Here is a 24,705-nt window from a genome sequence, read left to right as displayed (position 1 = left end):
GGATGTCGACAGGCGCCGGCTCGTGCTGTTTTCTCCGATCACGCCCATGCTTCGCGCCTCGCCCGACCGGCTCGCTCACGACCTCGACGTCCTCGCCGGGCAGATCGGCGTCAGGCTTGCCGGTACCGCCGGCGAACGTGCCGCCGCCGACCACGTCGTCCGTCGCGCCCGCGAGGCTGGCGCCGAGGTCTGGGACGAGACCTTCCCAGTGCACGCGAGGGAGGTGGCCGAGGAAGCGCTGGAGGTGCTAATCGACGGCGCGTGGCGCCCGTACCCGTGCTCGCTCTTCAGCAGCACTCCAGGAACGGACGGCGAATGGCGCAGCGGGGAGCTCGTCACCCTGACGCCCACCGACTACCAGCGCGACGACCTCGGAGACATCACCGGGAAGGCCGTCATTCACCTCGGCTGCCACATCGAATCGCGGGCGGCCTACCGGCGGCTGATCGACGCGCATCCGGCGTTCCTGCTGATGGTCGATACCCGCTTTCCTGGCGCGACGCCGCTCGCCGACGGCATGTTCCCCGCGTACACGTCGGCCATCGGCGCGGTGCCGACGCTCAATGTCGCGTACCAGGACGCCTGGTCGTGGGTGGCCCGCGGCGCTTCTCGCGCACGCTGCCGCGTCACGGGAGGGATGCAGGCGGCGACGTCACAGAACGTCGTGATCGATCTGCCGGGCACCGACCTCGCGGACGAGATTCTCTACGCGAGCGCTCATCACGACACGCAAGCGTCGTCGCCCGGCGCCGACGACAACGGATCGGGTGTCGCCGGTCTGCTCGAGATGGCGCGCCTGCTCGCGGGCCGGCCGCGCCGCCGGACGATTCGCCTCGTCTCGTTCGGCGCCGAAGAGCAGTTGTCGGTCGGAGCCGCGACGTACGTGCGGGCGCATCGTGCCGAGGTCTCGCGCCGGGGGCGGCTGATGTACAACCTCGACAGCTACGGTTCGCACCTCGGCTGGCTGCAGCTCCACGTCAACGCCCATCCCGATTTCGAGGATGCGCTGCGCCCGCGGTTCCGCGAGGCCGGCCTGTACTACCAGACCGTCACGAGCGTCGTGCCGTACGCGGATCATTTTCCGTTCGTCGCGTGCGGCATCGCCGGGGTCTTCCACTACCGCGTCAACTGCGACACCGGCCGCTTCTTCCATCATCGGCCGGACGACGATCTGAGCCGCGTGTCCACCGGCGTGATCGCGAGAGACGTGTCGGCCGTCGCCACGTGGTTGGACGATCTCTCCCGGATGCCGGTGCTGCCGTTCACGGCCGGAATCCCCGACGCGGAGCGGGCACGGATCGACGCGTGCTGGGACGATCTGTTCGGCGGATGGACGCCGCCGGCCGGGCTGTCCGCGCCGGCCTAGGCTTCTTCTTCCTTCATCTCGCCACGCTCGGCCTTCGACGCGGCGATGATCTTCGCGTGCAGATGGCTCGGGACCTCTTCGTAGTGGGAGAACTCCATGTGATAGGCGCCACGGCCGCCGGTGTGTGACGTCAGCGTCTGCTCGTAGGTCAGCATCTCCGCCATCGGCACGCTCGCCTTGATGACCGTTCCGTTGCCGCGTGTCTCCATCCCGGCGATTCTGCCGCGCCGGCTGTTGAGATCGCCCATGAGGTCGCCGGCGAAATCGGATGGCGCATAGACCTCGACGGTCATGATCGGCTCGAGCAGCGTCGGCCGCGCCTTGGACATCGCATCCTTGTAGGCGAGCCGGCCTGCGAGCTTGAACGACAGCTCGTTGGAGTCGACGTCGTGGTAGGCCCCGTCGGTCAGCACCACGCGGAAGTCGACCATCGGGTAGCCGGCGAGATGGCCTCGCACCCGAGCATCCTGGATGCCCTTCTCCACGGCCGGAATGAACTGTCTGGGAATCGAGCCGCCGAAGATGTCGTCGACGAACTCGAACTCGGCGCCGCGGGGCAGCGGCTCGACGCGGATCTTGCAGTCGCCGAACTGGCCGTGGCCGCCCGTCTGCTTCTTGTGGCGGCCGTGCGCCTCCGCCCGGACCGTGATGGTCTCGCGGTAGGGGATGTGGGGCGGCTTCAGCGTCACCTCGACGCCGAACCGGCGCTTGAGCTTCGCCACCGTGACTTCGATGTGGAGCTGGCCCTGTCCCGACAGCAGCAGGTCGTGCGTCTGCGGGTCGCGCGTGTAGCCGATGGAGGGGTCCTCCTCGACCAGCCGCTGCATGGCCGGCCCGATCTTGTCCTCGTCGCTGCGGTTCTTCGGCTCGATCGCGTACGAGAGCACCGGGCTGGGGAACGTGATCGGGGCCGGCGTGAACGTCAGGCTGCGGTCGCCGAGCCGGTCGTTCGTGCGCGTATCGCGCAGCTTCGCGACCGCCCCGAGGTCGCCCGCGTGCAGCTCCGGCACGTGCGTCTGCGTCTTGCCCTCGAGCACGAGCACGTGGCCGATGCGTTCCGGGACGTCTCGAGTGAGGTTGTGCACGGTGGAGTCCGCGCGCAGCACGCCGGACAGCACGCGGAACAACGTCACCCGTCCCGCGAACTGATCCGCCATCGTCTTCCAGACCCAGAGCAGGAGCGGGGCGGCGTCGCTGGCCTCGAGCGTGGCCGGTTCGCCCGTGGAGGTCGTTCCGCTGAACGGTCGATCGGCTGGCGACGGCACGTAGGTGACGATGGCCGTCGCGAGCGGCTGCGCGCCCATGTTCCGAACCGCCGAGGCGCAGAACACCGGGAAGAGGCGGCCCGCCCGGACCGACCTGGTGAGGCCGGCGGTCAGCTCGTCCTGCGTCAGCGTGCCGGCCTCGAAGAACTTCTCCATCAGCGAGTCGTCGGCCTCGGCCACCATCTCGATCAACGTCGTCCGCGCCGCCTCGGCCTCGGCCGAGAGCGCGTCCGGGACCGGGCCCTCGGTCGTCTTGCCCGACTCGTCGGTCGCGAACGTGAACGCCTTCATGGTGACGAGATCCACGACGCCGCGGAAGTCGCGCTCGGCCCCGATCGGCAGTTGCACCGGCACGCACGCCCGGCCGAGCGTGGCGTGCATCGACTCGAGCGCCCGATCGAGGCTCGCCCGCTCGCGATCGAGACGGTTACAGACGACGAGCCGGGGCAGCCCCAGGCTTTCGGCGGTTTCCCACGCCTTCTCCGTCGAGACCTGGACGCCGGCCACGGCGTCCACGACGACGACCGCGGCGTCGACGACGCGCAAGGCGGCGCGCGTCTCGGAGAGGAAGTTGCCGGCGCCCGGGGTGTCGATCAGGTTGATCTTGCACTTGTTCCACTCGAAGTAGGCGAGCGACGCGGCGAGCGTGTGCTTGCGCGCGATGGCTTCCTCGTCGAAATCCGTCACGGTGGTTCCTTCGTCCACCTTCCCGAGTCGGGTCGAGGCGCCGCCGTCGAACAGCAGCGCGGAAGCCAGCTGCGTCTTGCCGCTGCCGCTGTGCCCTACGAGCGCCACGTTCCGGATCGCCGCCGCGTCGAAGACCTTCATATGGATCGCCTCCCGATAGGCGAATCCTAATACATCGGACATCGGATCATCGCCGGCCGCCGCGGCGAGGAGACGATGCCGGCGTGACGGCCGGCGATCCGATGCCCGGATCGGCCGGTGGGCTATTCGTAGCGGAGGGCTTCGATCGGATCGAGGCGGGAGGCGCGGAAGGCCGGCACCATGCCGAAGAAGACGCCGACGCCCGCCGAGAAGCCGACGCCGATCGCGAACGACCACCAGGGGAGCGACACGGGGAAGCCGGTCGTCAGGTGGACGCCGACGCCGACGGTCGTGCCGAGCAGCACGCCGAGCACGCCGCCCGCGAGCGTCAGGAACACGGCTTCGAGCAGGAACTGCCACAGGATCTCGACCCGGCGGGCGCCGAGCGCCTTGCGGACGCCGATCTCGCGCGTTCGTTCCGTGACGCTGATCGTCATGATGCTCATCACGCCGATGCCGCCGACCATGAGCGCGATCGACGAGAGCACGACGAGCGCCAGCAGGCTGGCCTGGCTGATCTGGTCCCAGATGGCCAGCACGGCATCCTGCGTGACGAGGTCGAAGTCGTTCGGCTCGTCCACCCGGAGCCCGTGGCGGATCCGCATCACTTGCTCGACCTGCTGGATCGCCGTCTCACGCGAGATCCCCTCGCGTGGGACCGCGGCGACCTGCGTGCTCCGCATCTCGCCGCGGCCGACGTCGTTCGCGCGAATGCCGAAGAGCTTCGCGTACGCGGTGTAGGGGACGACGACGAAGTCGTCGGCGCCGATGTTGAAGCCGCCGGGGCTCGGGCGCTTGGCCATGACGCCGACGACCACGAACTCGTCGAGGCCGATCCGCACCTTCTTGCCGAGCGGATCCCGCTGCGGGAACAGGGCGTCGGCCGGGGACTGGCCGAGCACCACGACCTTGGCCCGCCGCTGGACCTCGGTGCCGGTGAAGTACCGGCCGCTGTCGACCTTCAACTGCACGGCGAACGGCCAGCGCTCGCTCGTGCCGAACACCATGATCGGCTTCGTCCGCTGGTTGCCGTAGTAGACGCGCTGCTGCTGCGACCCTGGCCCGCCGCCGCCGAACGTGATGTCCACGATGTCGATCGAGGGCGCGTCCCTGGCGATGGCTTCCGCGTCGGCCGGCGTGATGTTCGGCCGCTTCATCAGGTCCTCGAACCTGGCGCCGGACGCGAAGCTCACGCCCGAGAACTTCGCCACGAAGATCGTGTTGGGGCCGAGATCGCGCATCAGGCTGCGGACCGACTCGTCGAACCCCCGGATGAGCGACGTCATCCCGACGATGGACGTGATGCCGATCACGATGCCGAGCACGGTGAGAAACGATCGCAGCTTGTTGCCGCGCACCGTCTCCCACGACATCGCCACGATCTCGGCGAACAGCCCGCTGCGCATGCTATTCGCGCCTCAGCGCCTCGATCGGGTCGAGCCGCGCCGCGCGCATCGCCGGGTAGAGGCCGAAGAACAGGCCGACGAACGCCGTGACGGAGATGCCGAGCGCGATCGACCACGGCTCGATGATCGCCGGCAGCGGGCTGACCTGGCTGATCACCCACGCGGTGAAGAACCCCAGCGCCGTCCCGCACAACCCGCCGAACGTGGAAAGCGTGATCGACTCGGTCAGGATCTGCCACAGAATGTCGCGCCGGCGCGCGCCGAGCGACTTGCGGAGGCCGATTTCGCGCGTGCGCTCGCTCACGACCATCAGCATGATGTTCATGATGACGATCCCGCCGACGACGAGCGACAGGCTGACGACGCCGATCAGCACGGTGAAGATGCCTGTCGTCGCCGTCCGGTAGAGGTCGAGGAACGTGTTCGACGACAGGATGCCGAAGTTGTCCGGCTCGCTCGGCCGCAGCCGCCGTTCGACCCTCAATGCCACCCGCGCGTCGTCCATCGTCTGTTCCATGCGCGCCGAGCTGACGGGCAGCACCGTGAGCGCCAGCGACTGCCGGATTCCGAAAAGGCGCTGGAACGCGGCGAGCGGGATCACGATGTACTCGTCCTGGGATTCCCCGAAGATCGATCCCTTCTTGGGGGCCACGCCGACGACGCGGAAGTGCACGCCGGCGACCGTGATGGTCTTGTCGAGCGGCTCGAGGACGCTGAAGAGCCGGTCCGCGACGCCCCAGCCGATCACGGCGACCTGCCGGCCCGCATCGAACTCGCTCGCCGTGATCGGCCGGCCGCGCTCGATCTGCGTGGACGGCAGATCGTTGTACTCCTTGCTCACGCCGCGGACGCCGACGCTGTCGAGCGCGTCCGATCGGTACTTCACCTGCGCGCCCGTGTTCGCCTCCGCCATCACGAGCCGGACGTCGCCCGAGAACTCCCGGATCGCGCGCGCATCCTCAGCCGTCACGCGCGGGTTGCTCTCGGCCCGCTGATTCTCCTCGTCGGTCTGCGTCAACCCGCGCCGGCGTACCGAGAACGAGTCGGCGGCGAACTCGGACTGGATCGCGTCCGTGACGCTGGCGTTCAGCCCCTGGACGAGCGACACGACCGCGATGATCGACGTGACGGCGACGACGTTGCCCAGCACCGTGAGGAGCGATCGCAGCTTGTTCGTCCAGATGGCCTGGAGCGCGATCGTCGCGGCTTCGAGGAACTGGCCCATGGCGGCTACGGCGTGGTGGCTGCCGCTCCCGTGCTCGCGTCGGCCTTCGCCCGCTGCAGGGCGTCGCCGTCCTTGAGCGACCGGACGGACGCGAACGGGCCCGTGATGACCTCGTCACCCTCGTTGAGGCCGCTCAGCACCTCGAAGTACTTCTCGCCGGCAATCCCCGTTCGGACCGGCACGAAGACGGCCTTGTCCTGCCGGTACACGAATACGCCTTCGAGCTCCTTGCGCTCCTGTCCTGGTCCGGGCTCCTGGACCGGCGGCGGGCTGCCGGAGCCGTTCGCCGCGGCCGCGGGCGGCTTCACGACCTGTCCCTCGGCGTCGACGATGAACTCGCGGATCGTCATGGCCTGGATCGGCACGCCCAGCGCACGCGCGCGGGTCGCGGTCGTGATCACGGACGTGCAGGTGAAACCAGGCCGGACGTCGGGGACCGGTCCTTCGACCTGGACGACGACCTTGAAGTTCGTCGCGCGGCCGGTCGTGCTGCTGGTTCCGGTGGTCGTGATCGGGCTGTTGCCGACCTCGGTCACCCGGCCGCGGACCTTCTGGTCCGGGAAGGCATCGATCTGGATTTGCGCCGGCTGGCCGACGTTCACGAACGGGATATCGGTCTCGTCCACCTCGATCTCGGCTTCGATGACCGACATGTCGGCGATCTGCAGCAGCACGGTGCCGGCGTTGTTCATCGTGCCGACGACCGCGGTCTCGCCCTCTTCGACGTTTCGCTTGATCACGACGCCGTCGATCGGCGACTCGACGCGAACCTTGTTGAGGTCGTAGCGGGCGCTCGTGAGGTTGGCCTCCTCGACGCGGATGCGCTGCTCCTGCGTGCGGACGGCCTGCTCGCTGACCGCCAGATCGGCTTCCCGTGCCTTGAGCTCGTTCTGCGTCCGCTCGTAGACGTCGCGAGCGACCAGGCCGGCCCGCCAGAGATCCGTCTGTCGCTGGTAGTTCTCCTGCGCTTGCTTGAGGGCCACACGCGCGCTCTCGACCTGGGCGCGGGTCTGCTCGAGCTGCGAGCGGGCGGAGTCGAGGCTGGCCTGGCGGTTCTGCACGGCGGTCTCGAGGTTCCGCGGATCGATCTCGAGCAGGAGCTGACCTTTCTTGACCCGCTCGCCCTCCGTGACGGCCAGCGTCACGATCTTCCCCATCGTCTCGGCGCTGATGTTGACCGTCTTCTTCGCGCGGATCTTGCCGCTCGCCGACACGATCGCTTCGAGATCCCGCCGCGCGACCTTCTCGGTCGTGACCGACGGGGCGGTGTTCCTGCGGTACCGGTAATTGACGAATCCAAGCGTGCCGACGACGGCGACGACACCGATCGCGATGGCGATCTTCTTTGTACGGGTCATGCGGTTACCTGGGGAAGACCGCCGAGAACGCGGCGGTGACCGCGGCCACGACGGCCACGTAGATCAGAAGCAGTCCGACGGAGATGCCGAGCGCGCGGCGGCGATACAGCACGCCGAGGCCGATGCCGATGACGACGATCTGCCAGAGCGTGAAGAAGTCCAGGCCCGCCAGCATGCCGGCGAGACGCGACGCCGGGTCCAGCATCGGCGCGAGCGCACCCAGGTTGAACGGGCCGGCCATGTTCTGCAGGCCCTGCATCCAGATGATCGGGGCGGCCGCCACGACGCCGAGCGCTCTGATCACCTGGCTGTGGGTCACGATCCCGAGCACCTGCTTGAACGTGGCCGTGCCGCCCAGGACGATGTTGAAGAGCGCCCAGCAGAATGCGGCGATGACGACCGAAACGATCGGCAGCGCGACGAACACCGACACGAGCGTCTGATAGCCGAGGTAGGGCGCGCGGCGCGCGAGCGTTTCCTCCATCTCCGGCGAGATCGCGATGCCCATGCGGGTGATCTGCTGCCGCTGCATCTCGAGCAGGTGCTGCTGCCCGCGCTCGGTGAACTGCGGCAGGGCCGTCAGGAGGCCGACGACCAGGCTGACGAGGAGCAGGATGCCGGCCGGCCGGGGCGAGCGGACGACCTCCGCGAACGTGGCGGCCGGGGCGGTCACGACGCCAATCGCACGGGCGAGGATGCTGGTGTTCGACTCGGTTCCCGCGACTGACTGAGACATAGGCGGCCTCATCCGGTCCGATGAGTATGGCCGATCCAGACCATACTAGAGCGTTCCGTGCGTTTTCAGCCGTGAACCTGTGGGCCCGCGGGGCGATCGGCGGCAGGGAGCCGCAATGGCTCGGATCGAATTACGAAAGGCGACGATCCAAAGTTTCGCCATGGCGCTGCCGACAACTCCAGCACGGCCGGGGAGTCCGTGGTGATGCGGTTGTGTGCAGGTCTGGTCTTCGTGCTGCTGGCGGCGCTTCGGCCGACGATGGCGGCCGCGCAGCCGACGTTCGAGTCGGCCGGCGAACGGGCGCTCGGCATGGGCGGAGCGTTCGTCGCCGTCGCGGACGACGCGACGGCGACGCATTGGAATCCGGCCGGGCTCGCCGTCGGCGGGCCGGCCGGCATGACAATAGGGTGGCACCGCTTTCAAACCGGTAATCCGGACAGCCCGCTCTCGGCCGGCCCCGGACGACGGAGCACGCGGTTCACGAGCCTCGGGACGTGGCCGCTCGGCATTTCGTACGGGACGTTCGAGATGACCACGCTCGGCGCGGGTCCCGAGGGGCGCAGCGACGTCGAGGTGCGCACGCTGCGCACGACGCAGCTCGGCGGGACCGTGCTGCAGACCATCGTCGACGGGCTCGTCGTCGGCGCGACGCTCAACTACGTGCGCGGGAGCGTGGTCTCGGCGTTGTCGAGCGATCTGACGGTCGGCGCAGCGCTCGATCGGACCGACGACGTGAAAGGGCAGACGCGCGGCACGCTGGATCTCGACGCCGGCCTGATGGCCGACATGGGTCGGCTGCGCGTCGGGCTCGCGTGGAAGAATCTGCGATCCCCTTCGTTCGGCGATGCGGCCGTGGGCGAGATGACGCTGCCCAGGCAGGCGCGGCTTGGTCTTGCGGTCCTGCCGGTCGATGGCCTGACCCTTGCTATGGACCTCGACCTGGAGACGGTCGACCTCGGGGGCGACCTTCGTCGTGCGTGTGCCGTGGGAGGTGAGGGCCGGATCGGCCAGCACCTGGCGGTCCGGTCGGGGCTCCAGTGGAGCCTCGAAGGGCCCCGTCGGCTGTCGGCGTCCGCGGGGATGAGCGTGGCCATCCGCCGCGGGCTGTGGCTCGACGGGCACTGGGCTCAACGCCGGGACCGCGACGAAGCTCGTGAATTCGGCGTTGCGCTGCGCGCCGGCCTGTGACGGTCGCCATGGCTCCCGAGACGCATGGCTGTCCGACTTGGCGAACTCCTGCTGCGCGAGAAGCGCGTCACGCCCAACCAGCTTCAGGAGGCGTTGAACCATCAACGCCTCAACGGCGGGCGGCTCGGGGCGAGCCTCGTCAAGCTCGGCTTCCTCGCTGAGGAGGACATCACCGCGGCCGTGAGCCGCCAGGTGGGCGTCCCGGCCATCAACCTCCGCGAAGTCGAGCTCGAGACGGCCGTCGTCAAGCTCGTCTCAGCCGAGAGCGCGATCAAGTACAACGTCCTGCCCGTCGCACGCACCAGCACGACGCTCACGCTGGCCATGGCGGACCCGACGAACGTGTTCGCCATGGACGACATCAAGTTCATGACGGGCCTGCACGTCGAGCCGGTGGTCGCCTCCGAGACGGCGATTCGCGACGGCATCGCCCGGTACTACACGGCCCGTCCCGAACCGGCCGCCGGCGGCAAGGGCGCCGATCTGGCCAATCGCGCGCTCGAGGAGCTCGGGCTGCAGACCGACAACCTCGAGGTCGTCACCGACGCCGAGGAGATCGACGCCGCGGCCCTCGAGCGGCAGGGCGGCGATGCCCCGATCGTCAAGCTCGTGAACGCGCTGATGCTCTCGGCGATCCAGAAGGGCGCGAGCGACATCCACATCGAGCCGTACGAGAAGGAGATGCGGATCCGGTTCCGCATCGACGGACAGCTCCTGCCGGTGATGACGCCGGCGCTCCGCTATCGCGATCCGATCGTGTCGCGCGTGAAGATCATGGCGCGGCTCGACATCGCCGAGAAGCGGCTGCCGCAGGACGGCCGGATCAAGGCGCGGTTCCTGGATCGGGGGCGCAACCGCGACATCGACTTCCGCGTGTCGGTGCTGCCGACGCTGTTCGGCGAGAAGGTCGTGCTCCGGCTGCTCGATCCCGAGGGGCTGAAGCTCGACATGTCGCGGCTCGGCTTCGATCCCGACGCGCTCCGGAAGTTCGATCACGCGATTCGCAAGCCGTGGGGCATGGTGCTCGTGACGGGGCCGACGGGGAGCGGCAAGACGAACACGCTCTACTCGTCGCTCGCGCAGATCAACCAGCCCGGCGTCAACATCATCACCGCCGAGGATCCGGTCGAGTTCAACCTGCCGGGGATCAACCAGGTCCAGGTCCGCGAGAACATCGGCTTGAACTTCGCGAACGTGCTGCGCGCGTTCCTCCGCCAGGATCCCAACATCATCCTCGTCGGCGAGATCCGCGACAGCGAGACGGCCGCGATTGCGGTGAAAGCCGCGCTCACGGGCCACCTCGTGCTCTCGACGCTGCACACGAACGACGCCCCGAGCAGCCTCAACCGGCTCGTCAACATGGGCGTCGAGCCGTTCCTCGTCGGCAACTCCGTCAATCTCGTCTGCGCGCAGCGGCTGGTGCGGCGCATCTGCGACGCGTGCCGCGAGCCGCTCGATCTCTCGCCCGCCAAGCTCGTAGAAGCCGGCTTCAGCCGTGAGGAGGCCACCACGGTGCGCGCGTGCCACGGCCGCGGGTGCGACCGCTGCGGTGGGGCGGGCTACAAGGGGCGCGTCGGCCTCTTCGAGGTCATGGAAGTCACCGACGCGCTGCGCGAGCTGATCGTCGGCAACGCCTCGGCGACCGATCTGCGGAAGCTCGCGATGGCCGAAGGCATGGTCACGCTCCGCCAGAGCGGGCTGCAGAAAGTGCGCGAAGGGGTCACGACGCTGGACGAAGTCGTGCGGGAGACGATGTGACGATGAATTTGCCCGACCTGTTGAAGGCGACGCTCGAGCTGAAGGGTTCGGACCTGCACCTGTCGATGGGCTCGCCGCCCCAGGTGCGCGTGGACGGACAGTTGCGCCGGCTGGATCTGCCGGATCTGACGCCCGACGTCATCAAATCCCTCTGTTACAGCGTGCTCACGGACGCGCAGAAGAAGAAGTTCGAAGAGACGTGGGAGCTCGACATCGCGTTCGGCCTGCGCGGTGTCGGCCGCTTCCGCTGCAACGTGTTCAACCAGAAGGGGGGCGTCGGCGCCGTCTACCGGCTCATCCCGGAGAAGATCCGCCCGCTCGAGGAGCTCGGGCTGCCGCCCGTGCTCGCCGCGCTGGCCGACCGGCCGCGCGGCCTCGTGCTCGTCACGGGGCCCACGGGCAGCGGCAAGTCCACGACGCTCGCGGCGATGATCGATCGCATCAACCTCTCGCGGCACGCCCACATCCTCACGATCGAGGATCCGATCGAGTATCTCCACCAGCACAAGACCAGCCTCGTGAACCAGCGCGAGCTGCACTCCGACACGCAGAGCTTCTCGAAGGCGCTGCGCGCCGCGTTGCGCGAGGACCCCGACGTCGTGCTCGTCGGCGAGATGCGCGACCTCGAGACGATGGAGGCGGCCCTGAAGCTGGCCGAGACGGGCCACCTGACCATGGCCACGCTCCACACCAACTCGGCGGCCCAAACCATCACGCGTATCGTCGACGCCTTTCCGGCGCACCAGCAGGCGCAGATCCGCACGCAGTTGTCGCTCGTCCTCGAGGGGATCGTCTGTCAGGCGCTCGTCCCCAAAGCGGGCGGCCAGGGGCGCGTCGCCGCACTCGAGATCCTCGCCGCGACGCCCGCCATCCGCAACCTCATTCGCGAGGACAAGATCCACCAGATCTACGGGACGATGCAGGCCGGACAGGAGAAGTACGGGATGCAGACGATGAACCAGGCGCTCGCGCGGTACGTCGAGCGGCGCGTGATCACCCGCGATGTCGCGTTCTCCACGTCGTCGAATCGTGAGGAGCTGTCGCTCATGCTCGAGCGCGGCTCCGCCCATCCCGTGCCGGCGCCTGCCGTCGCGGCTCCGTACCGCGTCACCCAGGGAGCGACGCGATGACGAGCTACGCGTGGGCGGGACGTACGCGCGCCGGCCAGCTCGTGAAAGGCGAGCGCGTGGCGGAATCGAGCACGGCGCTCACCGCCGCGCTGCGCCGCGAGCAGATCCTCGTGACGAGCGTCCAGGTGGCGCCGAGGAAGGAGCGGCGCATCCGGCGGGTGCCGCCGAAGAACCTGGCCATCTTCACGCGGCAGTTCTCGGTCATGATCGACGCCGGCCTGCCGCTCGTGCAGTGCCTCGAGCTGCTGGCGAAGGAGGAGCCCGACAAGCGGCTGTCGGCCGCGGTCGAGCAGGTGAAGGCCGACGTCGAAGGCGGCGCCTCGCTCGCCGACGCGATGCAGCGGCGGCCCTACGCGTTCGACACCCTCTACACGAACATGGTGGCGGCCGGAGAAGCCGGCGGCATCCTGGACGTGATCCTGAAGCGGTTGGCGACGTTCATCGAGAAGCAGGCGAAGCTCGTCTCGCAGGTGCGCTCCGCGATGATCTATCCCATCGCAGTCCTGAGCATCGCGGTCGTCGTCGTGATGGTGATCCTCTGGAAGGTCATCCCGACGTTCACCGCGCTCTTCGAGGGGCTCAACGCCACGCTGCCGCTGCCGACCCGCATCGTCATCTGGGCGAGCAAGCAGCTCATCGTCGCCCTGCCGTTCATGGTCGTGGGGGCTCTCGGGCTGTCGTATGCGGTGCGGCGCTACTACCAGACGCCCGCGGGGCGCATGCGCATCGATCGGATGCTGCTGCGCCTGCCGCTCGTGGGCAAGATCTTCCGCAAGGTCGCGGTCGCCAGGTTCTGCCGGACGCTGTCGACGCTGCTCGGATCGGGCGTGCCGATCCTCGACGGCCTCGACATCACGGCGAAGACGTCGGGCAACGCCGTGATCGAGACCGCGCTTAACCAGGTGCGCGCGCGCATCGAGCGCGGCGACACCATCGCGCAGCCGCTGCGCGCGAGCGGCGTGTTCCCGCCGATGGTCGCGCAGATGATCGGCGCCGGCGAGAGCACGGGCGCTCTCGACACGATGCTCGCGAAGATCGCGGAGTTCTACGAGGACGAAGTCGACGTCGCGGTCGCCGGCCTGCTGACGATCCTCGAACCTGCGCTCATCTGCGTGCTCGGCGTCATCGTCGGCGGCATCGTCATCTCGATGTACCTGCCGCTGTTCGACCTGATCAGCCAGTTGTCGTAGGGCCCCGCGGATGGAGGCCGGCGGTCGCGGCCGCAGGATGTCAGAAACGTCGATCGTCGTCGAAGCCTGTCATGCAGGCGTTGCGATCGGCCTGGGCCGGCGGGTGGCGGCGAAACGGTTGGCGCTGGACAAACCGGCTACAATCAGAAGGTTAGCGTCGGTTCTCGAACGAAAGCCCTGTTTGGCACCTCCGTTGCTCTAGTGGGGCACCGGCGCGGGATTGATGGCGCAAGACTCGCGAACGTCCTGGCCGCCTGTGAATGTTGGAGTTCATGCACATTTCTAGCTTCAGGAGAGCACAGACAATGAAGGCCAAAGGAGAACAGGGCTTTACCCTCATCGAGCTGCTGATCGTCGTCGCGATCATCAGCATCATCGCGGCGATCGCGGTGCCAGGGCTGCTTCGCGCCAGGATGACCGGCAACGAGACGTCCGCCATCGCGTCGCTGAAGGTCACGACCTCGTCGCAGGTCGCGTACTCGGCCTCGTGGGGGAACGGCGGCTACGCGGCGACCTACGAGATCCTGGGCACGCCTCCGACCGGCACGACGGAAGCGTTCATCTCGGCGGATCTCGGCCACGCGGCCCCGGTGGACAAGAGCGGCTACAGGTTCGTGCTCGGCGCGGGCGCCGGCTCGATCGCCGGACCCAACGATGGAGCGGGCCGAGCCACGATCACGGCGTGGCTGGCGACGGCCATCCCGCAGACGGCCGGCACGACGGGCACGCGCGGGTTCGCCGTCAACGCGAGCAACACGATCTGGCAGGACTCGACGGGCGTGGCCCCGGGCGAGCCGTTCACGGCCAGCGCGACCGTCACGCCGGTCCAGTAAGGTCCAGCGCGCCTCAGGCACCGGGTTTTCGCCGATTGTTCGGGAAACCCGGTGCCTCAGCACCTTCCGACGGGTTTCCGCGCCAGGCCGCGGAAACCCGGTTTCTTTATAATCAGCGCATGTCCTCACGCCTTCGCTGGCTGATCCTGGCGTTCGCGGCCGTCGGCTTCGGCATGGCGGCATCGTCAACGTGGGTTCACTATCGGCTGCTGACCGATCCTGGCTACGTGAGCCCGTGCGACGTCAACACCACCTTCAGTTGCAGTCAGGTGTATCTCAGCCGGTTCGGATCGCTCTTCGGCGTGCCGGTCGCCATTGGCGGGCTGATCTGGTTCGGTCTCGTCGCGCTCATCGCAGTGTTCGGCGACGGCCGCCGCGAGGACAACCCGGCGGTTGGCTACCTGCAGGCGCTCGCGGTCGTCGGGCTCGGCGTGGTGCTCTACCTCGGGTATGTCTCGTCGCTGGTCATCAGGACGGGCTGTCTGCTCTGCATCGGCACGTACGTCTGCGTCGCGGCCATCTTCGTGCTGGCTTGGCGCGCGAAAGGGGAATCGTTGGGCAACCTTCCCGCTCGGCTCCTTGGTGATCTCGGCACGGCCCTGCGCCGGCCTGTCGTGCTCGCGGCGGTGCTGCTGTACCTCGCGGGCGCCGCGTCGGTCGTCGCGTTCTTTCCAAGGGAGTCGACGGTCTCGGAGCAGGCCGCGTCGGCGCCGGCGGTCACGGGCGATGCCCGGACGAATTTCGAGGCCGCCTGGGCCAGGCAGCCGCGGGTCGATGTTGGCGTGCCGGCCGACGGCGCCAAAGTCGTGGTCGTGAAGTTCAACGACTTCGAATGCCCGTCCTGCGCGCAGGCCGAGCTGTTCTACAAGCCGGTGCTGAAGAAGTTCGAAGCCTCCCGCCCCGGCGCGGTGAAATACGTCGTCAAGGACTGGCCCTGGAACAGCAAGTGCAACTTCAACACGCGCTCGACGATTCCCGGGCACGAAGCGGCGTGCGATGCGGCGGCTGCGGCGCGCATCGCCAAGGATCAGAGCGCGGCGAAGTACGAGGAGATGACGAGCTGGCTCTACACGCACCAGGGCGTGCCGCCGGCGCAGGTGAGGGAAGCCGCGGGCCGAATCCTGGGCGTGAAGGACTTCGACAAGGAATACGCCCTGAAGCTTCCAGCGATCCGCAGCGATATTGCCGATGGAGGAGTGCTGGGGATTCAGGGGACGCCGACCTACTACCTGAACGGCGTGAAGCTGCCGAGCGGCATGCTGCCGGCGTATTTCGAGCTGGCGATCGAGATCGAACTGAATCGTCCCTGACCCGCGCGCCGGCGAGCCGGCGTCGTGGCTGCGGACGGCCGGCCCCCGAGAGAGACCCAGATGACAACCGTGGTCCGGGTCGAACGACTGAGCAAAGACTTCCTCGCCGGCTTCTGGCGGCCGCGTCCGAAGCGCGTGCTGGACGACATCTCGTTCGACATCCCGCAGGGCGTCGTCTTCGGCCTGCTCGGGCCCAACGGCGCGGGCAAGAGCACCACGCTCAAGCTGCTGCTGAACCTGCTGCGCCCGACGTCGGGACGGATCGAGCTGCTCGGCCGGCCGGCTGGCGACGTCGAAGCGCGCCAACGGCTGGGGTTCCTGCCCGAGAACCCGACCTTCTACGATCATCTGACGGCGGAGGAGCTCGTCACCTACTTCGCCGGACTCTTCGGCTTCGCGGGCGCCGATCGACGCCGGCGCGTCGGCGAAGCGCTCGCGCGCGTGGGACTGGACGCCGAGCGCCACAAGCCGCTGCGGCAGTACTCGAAAGGGATGCTGCAGCGGGTCGGGCTCGCGCAGGCCATCGTGAACGACCCGGCGCTCGTCGTCCTCGACGAGCCGATGTCGGGGCTGGACCCGCTCGGCCGGCGCGACGTCCGCGAGATGATCCTGGAATGGCGGGATCAGGGCCGCACGGTGCTGTTCAGCTCGCACATCCTCAGCGATGCCGAGCTGTTGTGCAGCCGCGTCGGCATCCTGTCGAAAGGGCACCTGGTCGCGTCCGGCGCCCTCAGTGATCTCACCGGCCACGGCACCGGCGGCGCCGAGATCGTCATGGGCGGGCTCGAACCGCACGTGATCGAACGCATCCGGCCGCGGGTGCGCCGCGTGACACGGATCGACCACGGCCGGTACAGCCTCGAGATCGACGCGACCGCGCGTCCGGAGACGATCATCGCGGAGCTCGCGGCCAGCGGCGCGTCGCTCGTGTCGGTGACGCCGATGCGCACGACGCTCGAGGACGTGTTCCTGAAGGCGCTGGGCGAGGCGCCGGCGGCGTGACGCTGCGACGGATCGGCCTCGTCGCCTGGCACGTCTTCAAGGAGAGCGTGCGCGACCGCGTGCTCTACGGCATCGGCGCGTTTGCGCTGCTGCTGGTGATCGCGTCGATCGCGATTGCGCAGTTGTCGGCCGGCGAGGACGTCAAGATCATCAAGGACCTCGGGCTCTCGACGCTTGAGCTGGCCGGCGCGCTGATGAGCGTGTTCATCGGCGTGGGGCTCGTGGCGCGCGAGATCGATCGGCGCAGCATCTTCAGCCTGCTCGCGAAGCCGCTCCCGCGCTGGGAGTTCGTCACGGGGAAGTACATCGGGCTGGTCGCCACGATTGCGGTGAACCTCGCGGCGATGACGGCCGCGCTGTATCTCGTCCTCGGCTATCTCGACTGGCAGGCCTTGCCGGTCGAGCGCCGGGCCTGGGACGCGCCGGCGATGGATCCGTGGCTCCTGCTGGCGGTCGGGATGATCCTCCTCGAGCTGGCGCTGCTCACGGCCGTGGCGCTGTTCTTCTCGTCGTTCTCGTCCAACGCCCTCCTGTCGGTGGCCTTCACGGTCGGCGTGTTCGTCACCGGGCTGTACAGCGCCGATCTTCGCGGGTTCGGCGACGTCGTGGACGTCTCGCCCGCCGTCGCCTGGCTCGTGGGGCTCGTCGGCTGGGCCGTGCCGGCGTTCTCCGCGTTCGACGTGAAGGCATCGGTCGTTCACGGCCTGGTGCTGCCGAACGGCTTCGTGGCGTTCACCGTCGCCTACGCCATCCTCTATGCCGCGGGGCTGGTCGGTGCAGCCGTCGCGGTCTTCGGGCGGCGGGAGTTCGTATGACGTCGCGCCGCGCGGCGTTCGTGCGAGCGCTCCTCGCGCTGGCGTGCCTGGGCGTCGCGTCGGGCGTGCTGTATGCCAGGGAGACGAGGCATCCGCTGCCCCAATCGACGGCGCGGCTGATGTACCTCACGTCCGGCGCCGTGGCCGATCGCCTGTACCTGTCCTTCGATGCCATCGCCGCCGACCTGTACTGGATTCGCACGATCCAGCACTACGGGCGCGACCGCAAATCGGCGCGGACGACCGACCGGTTCCAGTTCCTCCAGCCGCTGCTGGATCTGACGACGAGGCTCGATCCGCACTTCAACATCGCGTACCGGTTCGGCGCGATCTTCCTGTCGATGGCCCCGCCGAACGGCCCCGGCCGGCCGGACCAGGCCGTCCAGCTCCTCGAGAAGGGCATGGCGGCCAATCCGCAGCGGTGGCAGTACGCGCACGACGTCGGGTTCATCCACTACTGGTACCGGCGCGACTACGAGTCGGCCGGGCGTTGGTTCCGGAAGGCGGCGGCGCTGCCGGGCGCGCCCGACTGGCTCGAGCCGCTGGCGGCGCTCACCCTTGCGCAGGGCGGCGATCGCGCCGGCGCGCGCCGGCTCTTCCACGAGCTCCGGACGTCCGAGGAACGCTATATCCGCAGCGCCGCCGAACGCTCGCTCGCCCAGCTCGATGCGCTCGACGTGATCGATCGACTCCAGGCCGACGTCGATCGCTACACGCGCGACGCGGGACGCCCGCCCCACGAATGGCAAGACCTCGTGCGGACTGGCCGCATTCCCGGCATCCCCCTCGACCCGACCGGGATGCCCTTCGTCTACGACGAGACCACCGGCGCGGTCTCGCTGTCGCCGCAGTCCAGCCTGTCGCCCCTCCCCCAGGCGCTCGCCCGATGAGCGCCATCGCGCTCATCCTGCTGGGGCTGTTCGGCCTGGTGATCGGCAGCTTCCTGAACGTGTGCATCGGCCGGCTGCCGCTCGGCGAGTCGATCGTCTGGCCGGGGTCGCGCTGCCCGTCGTGCCGAACGGCGATCCGCTGGCACGACAACGTGCCGGTTGCCAGCTACCTCGTGCTCGGCGGCCGGTGCCGCGCGTGTCGCGCGCCCATCGGGCTGCGATATCCGCTGGTCGAGCTGGCCACGGCCGGCGCCTTCGTGCTCCAAGGGATCTTCACGGGCGGTGACTGGCCCCTGCTCGCCGCGCGGCTGGTCTTCACCGTGCTGCTGATCGTCCTCTTCGGCACCGACCTCGAGACGCAGCGCCTTCCGAACGTCGTCACGCTGCCTGGGATCGTCATCGGCGTGAGCTTCAGCTTCCTGTTGCCGCCGGGCGTTGCCGACAGCTTGTACGGAGCGGCGTTGGGCGCCGGCGTCCTGCTGCTGATTCGATGGGCCTGGCGCCGGGCCACCGGCGTGGACGGCATGGGGCTCGGCGACGTCAAGATGCTCGCCATGATCGGTGCCTTTCTCGGCTGGCGTCAGGTGATCGTCGTGTTGTTCCTGTCGAGCCTGAGCGGTGCGTTCGTCGGGCTCGGCGTGGCTGCGCTCCAGCGGAAGTCGCTCGACTATCGCCTGCCGTTCGGCACGTTCCTCGCCTTCTCGGCGTTCGTGGCGTCGCTCGTGGGCGAAGCGCTCATCGATTGGTACGCCCAGTTCCTGTGAGCGCACGCGGGGCTCGCAGATCCTGCGATCGCCGGCGTCGCCAAGCTCGCAGTAACTGCGATCCATCTCGGCTGCCTCAATAGAACGGCGCGGCTGCGCCAGGGATCGGCGCTTGCAATGCGTCGTGTCCAGCATGCGCAACGCCGCTAGCCGGCCACCGGATGGCTTCACGCTGATCGAAGTCCTGATCGCGCTCAACCTGGTCACGATCGCGCTCTCCGTCGTGGGCGCGCTGCTGGGGCTGTCGATCCGTGCGAGCGAGGAGGCGCGCGCCAGGACGATCGCGGCACTGCTCGCCCGTCAGAAGCTCGAGAGCCTGCGGTCGAGCCCGGCACCGCTCGCGCTCGCGCCGGGCGCACTCGACAGCAACGTCGCAGGCTTCTTCGACGTCGTGGATTCCAGCGGGCAGCCCTTCGCCAGCGGATCGAACGTGCCATTTGCCGGCCTCTACGTCCGCCGGTGGACCGGCGATCTCGTCGCGGTGACGGGCGTGCCGCTCGAGACGGTCACGGTTCTCGTGATGCCAGCCGTCTCGGCCGATGGACAGGTTTCGCGGCGAGGCTCCTCCGTGCAGCTATCGACCGTTCGACTGCCGAGATGACGATGGGCGATGGGCGACACGCTGAAGGCGGGTTCATGCTGATCGAAGTGCTCGTCGCGCTGGTGCTGGCGATGGTGCTGGCGGGCAGCCTGGTCGCCATGATGATCCCGACGGTCCAGAGCGCGCGTGCGCAGCCCGAAGCGCTCGACTTGCAGCAGCGGGTCCGGGCGGCAAGCCGCACGCTCGAGCGCGACTTGCGCGCGGCTGGCGCCGGCCTGGCCATCGGTCCGGCAGCCGGCACGCTCCGTCGTCTTCTACCTCCTCTCGTGCCCCGTCGTCTCGGCACGTCGTCGCCCGACGCGTCGACCGTCGTCCGGCCCGACGCCGTGACGATGCTGTGGGTGCCGGTGGATGGGGTGGAGACCACGCTCGCGGCGCCGATGGTGGGGAGCACGGCGACGCTCGAGCCCGGAGCCGGTTGCGACGGCAGCCGGCCGGGCTGCGGCTTCGGCGAGGGAACGACGGTGTTGATCGCCGACGGCGTCGGGCACTTCGATCTCTTCGCCGTGACGGCTGCGGTTGGCGGCGAGATCCATCTCAGCCCGCGCGGCGGCACGTCGCCATTTTCCTATGCGGCCGGCGCGACGGTCGCGAGCGTGGTCGCACGCACCTATACGTTCGACCGATCGGCTCGGCAGTTACGGCTGAGCGACGGAGCAGCAGACGTCACGATCCTGGACGAAATCGCCGGCCTGGCGATCGAGTACTTCGGGACGCCGGCTCCGGCCTTGGTACCGAAGCCGCCCGCCGGAACGGCCAACTGTCTCTACGAGGCGTCGGGCGCTCCGATCGGCGGCTCGTTGCTCACGCCGGATGACGACGGCCTTGCGGCTTTGCCGCTGTCGATCCTGGCGGACGGGCCATGGTGCGGAACAGGAGCGACGGCGTTCGACGCCGACCTCCTGCGGATCCGTCGTGTGCGCGTCACGGTCACGGGCCAGGTCGCGTCGAGCACGCTGCGCGGCCGTGGTGCCGGATTCGCGCTGGCGGGCACGAGTCGCAGCGCATGGGCGTGGGTGCCCGATCTCGCCGCGTCGTTCGACGTGGCGCCGCCGAATCTGGAGGTCGAGTGACGATGCGGGTGTATCGCGCGCGCGCGGGTGAGTGCGGCAGCGCCGTGTTGCTCGCCGTGATGGTGCTCGGGTGCGTCCTGGCTGCCAGCGCCGGCCTGATGACGTTGTCCGCCTCGGATCGTGCCATGTCCGCGAACTTCCGAGACGACGCCCGCGTGGCGTACGCGGCCGATGCGATCGGCGCGTACGTGGTCGGCGCGCTGAAACGTGCCGGTGGGTTCGGCGCAGCGCTTCAGGCCGACGCACGGTCCGGACTGTCCGATTCCTCGCGCGTCGTTCGCACTTCGTGGGGCAACCTGTTCGACCTCGAGCAGGAGACGACAACGTTGCAGGAGCGGACGAACCGTCGCTGGCCGAGAGGCGGCGACACGCCGGTCTGGCGGTTGTTCGCGTGGAGCGCGCTCGACCGGCTGATTCCTGCGGAGGCGGCCGCGTCCTGCCCGTATCTCGCGGCGTGGGTCGCCGACAACCCCACTGACGGCGATGGCGATTCGAATCTCGACTCGGACGGGATCGTGATGGTTCGGGCACAGGCGAGGCTGGGCCGGCGCGTGCGCACGCTGGAGTTGTTCGTGACGACGCGCGCGCCGGACAGTCCTGTAAGCGCGGGCCATTCGCCTGCCGGCGAGGACGCCGAGACGACGCCGCCAGGCGTGGCGCAGTTCTTGCCTCAGCAGGACGTCGACTCCACTTCGGCTGGCGTCGTGCGCGTGATGGCTTGGAGGGAAGCTCCGTGACGAGCGTTTGGCAGTTACCCGCCCTGATCGGAGCGATTCTCGCCTGGTTGAACGCACCGCCGGTATCGCTGGCCGACGCGGCGCGGCACGAAGCGGTGCGCCGCGCGCTCCTGCCCGCGGCGTCCGCCGTGCTGACCAACGAGACGCTGCCAACGCTTCGGCCGAGCGACATCGCCGTTCCTGCCCCCGCCCCCGAAGATCCGGAGCAGGACACGTCGTCGCCGGCGGAGACCTCGCCGGCAGGTGCGAAGCCCGTTGTTGCGGCTGAGCCCGCGAAAGCGGCTCCTTCCGACGAGGCGCAGTGGCGCACGAAGGTCGCCGGGCTGACGGCGGAGCTCGAGCGCAATCGCACGCTCGCCGCGGCCCTGGAGTCGCGCGTGGCGGCGTTGCAGAACGACCTGTTGCGCCGCGACGATCCCGTGCAGCGCGCATCGCTGGCTCAGGGCCTGTCGAAAGCGCTCGCCGAGGCCGAGCGTCTGCGGACGACGCTGCAATCGAACCAGGCCGAGATCGACAAGCTGCGGGAGGATGCGCGGCGGCGCGGCGTGCCTCCGGGGTGGCTGCGCCCGTAGCGTCTGCGGGCGCAGCGCCGGCGGCTATTTCATGCCGATCGCGCGCATGGCGTCCACGAGCTCGCGCGAGTGCACGTCGCGTACGATTTCCGTCGCGCCGATGCCGTGGGCGAGCACGAAGTGCAGCGTGCCGCTCACGACCTTCTTGTCGTGGCCGATGACGTCGAGCGCGTCCGAGATCTTCAGGTCCGCCACGGGGGGAAGCGGCCCCATGTGCCGCAGCAGTTCGCCGAGCTGCTGCGAGTCCTCCCGCGACATGAGCCCACGCGCGGCCGATAGCCTGGCGGCGGCGAGCATGCCGTAGCCGATCGCTTCGCCATGCCGGAATCGGCGATAGCTCGTGACCGCTTCGAGAGCGTGTCCAACGGTGTGCCCGAAGTTCAGCGCGCGCCGCGGTCCCTGCTCCCGCTCGTCGGCCGTGACCACTCCGGCCTTGATCCGGCAGCACTCGGCGATGATCGGCGTGAGATACGCCGCATCCTGGTTGAAGATCGCGTTGAGCCCGTCGCGGACGCGCTCGAAGAGCGCGCGTGAGGCGATGACGCCGTACTTCACGACCTCGTAGAGGCCCGACCTGAACTCGCGCCGCGCGAGCGTCCCCAGCACGTTCGGGTCGCAGACGACGATTGCTGGTGAATGGAACGCTCCGACGAGGTTCTTGCCGGCCGCGAGGTTCACGCCCACTTTGCCGCCGATCGCGCTGTCCACCTGCGCCAGCAGCGTCGTCGGCACCTGCACGAGCGCGATGCCCCTGAGGTAGGTCGCGGCCGCGAAGCCCGTCACGTCGCCGACGACGCCACCGCCGAAGGCGACGAGCGCCGCAGAGCGGTCGAGGTTCGCCCGCACGCAGGCGTCGTAGATGCGCGTCACCGTCGACAGCACCTTCGCGCGCTCCCCGTCGGGAAGCAGCAGCGGGCGTTCCTTCTTCTGCATCAGCCGATCGAGCCGATGGCCCTGGGATCGCCAGACCGGCGAGGCGCTGACCACGATGCGTTGACGATCGAGTCCTTGCTCGGCCAGCAGATCGCCCAGGCGTTCGAGGATTCCGGATCCGATGACCACCGGATACGTGGTGCGTTCGCTCCTGACGTTCAGGCGGATGGGATCCATGTCGACTGCCGGCGTTCCCCGAGGCCAAGGCGTGCCGCGGGAGCGGGCCTGTTAGGATAGCAGGCTCGAGGAGCTGCCCTTGGCCGAGCAGAAGAAAGACGCGTTCGTTACGGAGATCACGCCCCGATCGGAGGACTTCTCCCGCTGGTATCTCGACGTGGTTCGGCGGGCCGAGCTGGCCGACTACTCGCCGGTCAAGGGCTGCATGGTGATCCGTCCCTATGGTTACGCCATCTGGGAGCACATCCAGCGGATTCTCGACGCGCGGTTCAAGGCGACCGGCCACGTCAACGCGTACTTCCCGCTGTTCATCCCCGAAGGTCTGCTCCTGAAGGAGCAGGCGCACGTCGAGGGATTCGCGCCGCAGGTCGCGTGGGTCACGAAGGGGGGCGACGAGGATCTCGAGGAGAAGCTCGTCGTGCGGCCGACCTCCGAAGTCATCATCGGCACGATGTACTCCAAGTGGATCAAGTCGTGGCGCGACCTGCCGGTGCTCATCAACCAGTGGGCGAACGTCGTCCGGTGGGAGAAAGTGACCCGGCCCTTCCTGCGGACGACCGAGTTCCTGTGGCAGGAAGGGCACACCGCGCACGAGACCGCCGAGGAGGCCGAAGCCGAGACGCTGAAGATCCTCGAGCTCTATCAGGACTTCGTCGAGAACTCGCTGGCCGTGCCGGTCATCGCCGGCATCAAGAGCGACAGCGAGAAGTTCGCGGGCGCATCCCGCACCTATTCGATCGAGGCGCTGATGGGCGACGGGCGCGCCCTCCAGGCCGGCACCTCGCACAACCTGGGGCAGAACTTCGCGAAGGCGTTCGAGATCCAGTTCCAGGGCCGCGACAAAGCCCTGCAGCACGCCTGGACGACGTCGTGGGGCGTGTCGACGCGGTTGATCGGCGCGCTGATCATGACGCACGGCGACGACAGCGGGCTGATCCTGCCTCCCGACGTGGCGCCCTATCAGGTCGTGATCGTGCCGATTCCTCGCGGCAACTGGAAGGAGACCGTGCTGCCGAAGGCCGAGGCGCTCTGCGACGAGCTGACGCGACACGGGATTCGGGTGAAGCTCGACGCGTCCGAAGAGAACTCGCCCGGGTGGAAGTTCGCCGAGTGGGAGCTGCGCGGCGTCCCCCTGCGCCTCGAGATCGGTCCCAAGGACATCGAGAAGGCGCAGGTATTCTCGGCGCGGCGTGACACGCGGGCCAAGGAGGCGCTGCCGCTCGCGGATCTGCCGGCCCGCGTCGAGGCGATGCTGGGCGACATCCAGCGCGCGCTGTTCGTGCGCGCGCGGCAGTTCCGAGACGAGCACACCGTCGAGGTTGGTGGCTGGGACGCCTTCCAGGCCGCGATGGAAGGGCGGCCTGGATTCGTGGTCGCGCCGTGGTGCGGAGACGCGGTTTGCGAGGCGGCCATCAAGGCCGAGACCCAGGCCACGCTCCGCAACATCCCGATTCCCGTGGAGCGCGTCGAGGCGCGCTGCGTGCGGTGCGGGAACCAGGCCTCCGTGAAGGCCTGGTTCGCCAAAGCGTATTGACCGCGCGGCGCGGC

At 68.7% G+C, this 24,705-nt stretch carries 22 protein-coding genes; 16 read left to right on the top strand and 6 right to left on the bottom strand.

The genetic code is table 11. The features are described from left to right. Positions 1 to 46 precede the first annotated feature (46 nt). Positions 47 to 1,366 carry a M28 family peptidase gene (locus tag IT184_11060; GenBank protein MCC7009348.1) on the top strand — a complete coding sequence of 440 codons (1,320 nt, stop codon included), beginning with the start codon at positions 47 to 49 and terminating at the stop codon, positions 1,364 to 1,366. On the opposite strand, the gene fusA is transcribed toward IT184_11060, so the two are convergent. The 5 genes from fusA to IT184_11035 form a co-directional block, all read right to left on the bottom strand. Beyond that, positions 1,363 to 3,459 (bottom strand): elongation factor G, encoded by a 2,097-nt coding sequence (fusA, locus tag IT184_11055; GenBank protein ID MCC7009347.1) that lies wholly within the window; start codon positions 3,457 to 3,459, stop codon positions 1,363 to 1,365. The two genes, IT184_11060 and fusA, sit on opposite strands and share 4 nt — an antisense overlap. Positions 3,460 to 3,581: 122 nt before the next feature. Further along, a complete protein-coding gene (locus IT184_11050) occupies positions 3,582 to 4,865 on the bottom strand; it encodes an ABC transporter permease (GenBank protein MCC7009346.1) in 1,284 nt (427 codons plus the stop codon). A gap of 1 nt (position 4,866) precedes the next feature. After that, on the bottom strand, positions 4,867 to 6,090 hold the full coding sequence (locus tag IT184_11045) for an ABC transporter permease (GenBank protein ID MCC7009345.1): 1,224 nt from the start codon (positions 6,088 to 6,090) through the stop codon (positions 4,867 to 4,869). A gap of 5 nt (positions 6,091 to 6,095) precedes the next feature. Continuing rightward, positions 6,096 to 7,448, bottom strand: coding sequence for an efflux RND transporter periplasmic adaptor subunit (locus tag IT184_11040; protein MCC7009344.1), 1,353 nt, complete (start codon positions 7,446 to 7,448; stop codon positions 6,096 to 6,098). Positions 7,449 to 7,452: 4 nt separating this feature from the next. Then, entirely contained in the window at positions 7,453 to 8,184 is a 732-nt protein-coding gene (locus IT184_11035) for a YIP1 family protein (protein ID MCC7009343.1), read from the bottom strand. 204 nt (positions 8,185 to 8,388) lie between these two features. Between IT184_11035 and traF the strand changes: the two genes are divergently transcribed. From traF to IT184_10965, 14 genes are all read left to right on the top strand, one after another. Then, positions 8,389 to 9,372, top strand: coding sequence for a conjugal transfer protein TraF (traF, locus tag IT184_11030; protein MCC7009342.1), 984 nt, complete (start codon positions 8,389 to 8,391; stop codon positions 9,370 to 9,372). 24 nt (positions 9,373 to 9,396) lie between these two features. Continuing rightward, positions 9,397 to 11,130: a type IV-A pilus assembly ATPase PilB gene (gene pilB, locus IT184_11025; GenBank protein ID MCC7009341.1), complete on the top strand. Its 1,734-nt coding sequence runs from the start codon at positions 9,397 to 9,399 to the stop codon at positions 11,128 to 11,130. A gap of 2 nt (positions 11,131 to 11,132) precedes the next feature. Further along, positions 11,133 to 12,260 carry a type IV pilus twitching motility protein PilT gene (locus IT184_11020; protein MCC7009340.1) on the top strand — a complete coding sequence of 376 codons (1,128 nt, stop codon included), beginning with the start codon at positions 11,133 to 11,135 and terminating at the stop codon, positions 12,258 to 12,260. Continuing rightward, on the top strand, positions 12,257 to 13,450 hold the full coding sequence (locus IT184_11015) for a type II secretion system F family protein (GenBank protein ID MCC7009339.1): 1,194 nt from the start codon (positions 12,257 to 12,259) through the stop codon (positions 13,448 to 13,450). Before IT184_11020 ends, IT184_11015 begins: the two co-directional genes overlap by 4 nt. 305 nt (positions 13,451 to 13,755) lie before the next feature. Then, positions 13,756 to 14,283 (top strand): prepilin-type N-terminal cleavage/methylation domain-containing protein, encoded by a 528-nt coding sequence (locus tag IT184_11010; GenBank protein MCC7009338.1) that lies wholly within the window; start codon positions 13,756 to 13,758, stop codon positions 14,281 to 14,283. 119 nt (positions 14,284 to 14,402) lie between these two features. After that, on the top strand, positions 14,403 to 15,593 hold the full coding sequence (locus tag IT184_11005) for a thioredoxin domain-containing protein (GenBank protein ID MCC7009337.1): 1,191 nt from the start codon (positions 14,403 to 14,405) through the stop codon (positions 15,591 to 15,593). Positions 15,594 to 15,653: 60 nt separating this feature from the next. After that, a complete protein-coding gene (locus IT184_11000; protein ID MCC7009336.1) occupies positions 15,654 to 16,595 on the top strand; it encodes an ABC transporter ATP-binding protein in 942 nt (313 codons plus the stop codon). Next, positions 16,592 to 17,410 (top strand): ABC transporter permease, encoded by an 819-nt coding sequence (locus IT184_10995; GenBank protein MCC7009335.1) that lies wholly within the window; start codon positions 16,592 to 16,594, stop codon positions 17,408 to 17,410. The genes IT184_11000 and IT184_10995 overlap by 4 nt, the downstream gene beginning before the upstream one ends. After that, positions 17,407 to 18,300: a hypothetical protein gene (locus IT184_10990; protein ID MCC7009334.1), complete on the top strand. Its 894-nt coding sequence runs from the start codon at positions 17,407 to 17,409 to the stop codon at positions 18,298 to 18,300. Before IT184_10995 ends, IT184_10990 begins: the two co-directional genes overlap by 4 nt. Continuing rightward, positions 18,297 to 19,064 carry a prepilin peptidase gene (locus tag IT184_10985; protein MCC7009333.1) on the top strand — a complete coding sequence of 256 codons (768 nt, stop codon included), beginning with the start codon at positions 18,297 to 18,299 and terminating at the stop codon, positions 19,062 to 19,064. Before IT184_10990 ends, IT184_10985 begins: the two co-directional genes overlap by 4 nt. Positions 19,065 to 19,197: 133 nt before the next feature. Further along, positions 19,198 to 19,665, top strand: a complete 468-nt coding sequence (locus tag IT184_10980) for a prepilin-type N-terminal cleavage/methylation domain-containing protein (protein ID MCC7009332.1) — start codon at positions 19,198 to 19,200, stop codon at positions 19,663 to 19,665. 2 nt (positions 19,666 to 19,667) lie between these two features. Further along, positions 19,668 to 20,738: a hypothetical protein gene (locus IT184_10975; protein MCC7009331.1), complete on the top strand. Its 1,071-nt coding sequence runs from the start codon at positions 19,668 to 19,670 to the stop codon at positions 20,736 to 20,738. 2 nt (positions 20,739 to 20,740) lie between these two features. Further along, complete coding sequence (locus IT184_10970; GenBank protein MCC7009330.1) at positions 20,741 to 21,475, top strand: hypothetical protein; 735 nt, start codon at positions 20,741 to 20,743, stop codon at positions 21,473 to 21,475. Further along, positions 21,472 to 22,047: a hypothetical protein gene (locus IT184_10965; protein ID MCC7009329.1), complete on the top strand. Its 576-nt coding sequence runs from the start codon at positions 21,472 to 21,474 to the stop codon at positions 22,045 to 22,047. The genes IT184_10970 and IT184_10965 overlap by 4 nt, the downstream gene beginning before the upstream one ends. A 24-nt stretch (positions 22,048 to 22,071) precedes the next feature. Here IT184_10965 and aroB read toward each other — a convergent pair whose 3' ends face one another. Continuing rightward, on the bottom strand, positions 22,072 to 23,157 hold the full coding sequence (gene aroB / locus IT184_10960; protein MCC7009328.1) for a 3-dehydroquinate synthase: 1,086 nt from the start codon (positions 23,155 to 23,157) through the stop codon (positions 22,072 to 22,074). 79 nt (positions 23,158 to 23,236) lie between these two features. Here aroB and IT184_10955 point away from each other — a divergent pair, with 79 nt between their 5' ends. Beyond that, positions 23,237 to 24,691, top strand: coding sequence for a proline--tRNA ligase (locus IT184_10955; GenBank protein MCC7009327.1), 1,455 nt, complete (start codon positions 23,237 to 23,239; stop codon positions 24,689 to 24,691). The last annotated feature ends 14 nt before the right edge of the window (positions 24,692 to 24,705 follow it).

Source organism: Acidobacteriota bacterium (assembly GCA_020853395.1).
Lineage (GTDB): Bacteria > Acidobacteriota > Vicinamibacteria > Vicinamibacterales > SCN-69-37 > JADYYY01.
This window is presented reverse-complemented; position numbering and strand designations above follow the sequence as displayed.

Bases quoted from the DNA above. Each gene is read 5' to 3' on its own strand.
- IT184_11060 (MCC7009348.1), top strand. From the start codon at position 47: ATGCTTCGCGCCTCGCCCGACCGGCTCGCTCACGACCTCGACGTCCTC.
- fusA (MCC7009347.1), bottom strand. From the start codon at position 3,459: ATGAAGGTCTTCGACGCGGCGGCGATCCGGAACGTGGCGCTCGTAGGG.
- IT184_11050 (MCC7009346.1), bottom strand. From the start codon at position 4,865: ATGCGCAGCGGGCTGTTCGCCGAGATCGTGGCGATGTCGTGGGAGACG.
- IT184_11045 (MCC7009345.1), bottom strand. From the start codon at position 6,090: ATGGGCCAGTTCCTCGAAGCCGCGACGATCGCGCTCCAGGCCATCTGG.
- IT184_11040 (MCC7009344.1), bottom strand. From the start codon at position 7,448: ATGACCCGTACAAAGAAGATCGCCATCGCGATCGGTGTCGTCGCCGTC.
- IT184_11035 (MCC7009343.1), bottom strand. From the start codon at position 8,184: ATGTCTCAGTCAGTCGCGGGAACCGAGTCGAACACCAGCATCCTCGCC.
- traF (MCC7009342.1), top strand. From the start codon at position 8,389: ATGCGGTTGTGTGCAGGTCTGGTCTTCGTGCTGCTGGCGGCGCTTCGG.
- pilB (MCC7009341.1), top strand. From the start codon at position 9,397: ATGGCTGTCCGACTTGGCGAACTCCTGCTGCGCGAGAAGCGCGTCACG.
- IT184_11020 (MCC7009340.1), top strand. From the start codon at position 11,133: ATGAATTTGCCCGACCTGTTGAAGGCGACGCTCGAGCTGAAGGGTTCG.
- IT184_11015 (MCC7009339.1), top strand. From the start codon at position 12,257: ATGACGAGCTACGCGTGGGCGGGACGTACGCGCGCCGGCCAGCTCGTG.
- IT184_11010 (MCC7009338.1), top strand. From the start codon at position 13,756: ATGAAGGCCAAAGGAGAACAGGGCTTTACCCTCATCGAGCTGCTGATC.
- IT184_11005 (MCC7009337.1), top strand. From the start codon at position 14,403: ATGTCCTCACGCCTTCGCTGGCTGATCCTGGCGTTCGCGGCCGTCGGC.
- IT184_11000 (MCC7009336.1), top strand. From the start codon at position 15,654: ATGACAACCGTGGTCCGGGTCGAACGACTGAGCAAAGACTTCCTCGCC.
- IT184_10990 (MCC7009334.1), top strand. From the start codon at position 17,407: ATGACGTCGCGCCGCGCGGCGTTCGTGCGAGCGCTCCTCGCGCTGGCG.
- IT184_10985 (MCC7009333.1), top strand. From the start codon at position 18,297: ATGAGCGCCATCGCGCTCATCCTGCTGGGGCTGTTCGGCCTGGTGATC.
- IT184_10980 (MCC7009332.1), top strand. From the start codon at position 19,198: ATGCGCAACGCCGCTAGCCGGCCACCGGATGGCTTCACGCTGATCGAA.
- IT184_10975 (MCC7009331.1), top strand. From the start codon at position 19,668: ATGGGCGATGGGCGACACGCTGAAGGCGGGTTCATGCTGATCGAAGTG.
- IT184_10970 (MCC7009330.1), top strand. From the start codon at position 20,741: ATGCGGGTGTATCGCGCGCGCGCGGGTGAGTGCGGCAGCGCCGTGTTG.
- aroB (MCC7009328.1), bottom strand. From the start codon at position 23,157: ATGGATCCCATCCGCCTGAACGTCAGGAGCGAACGCACCACGTATCCG.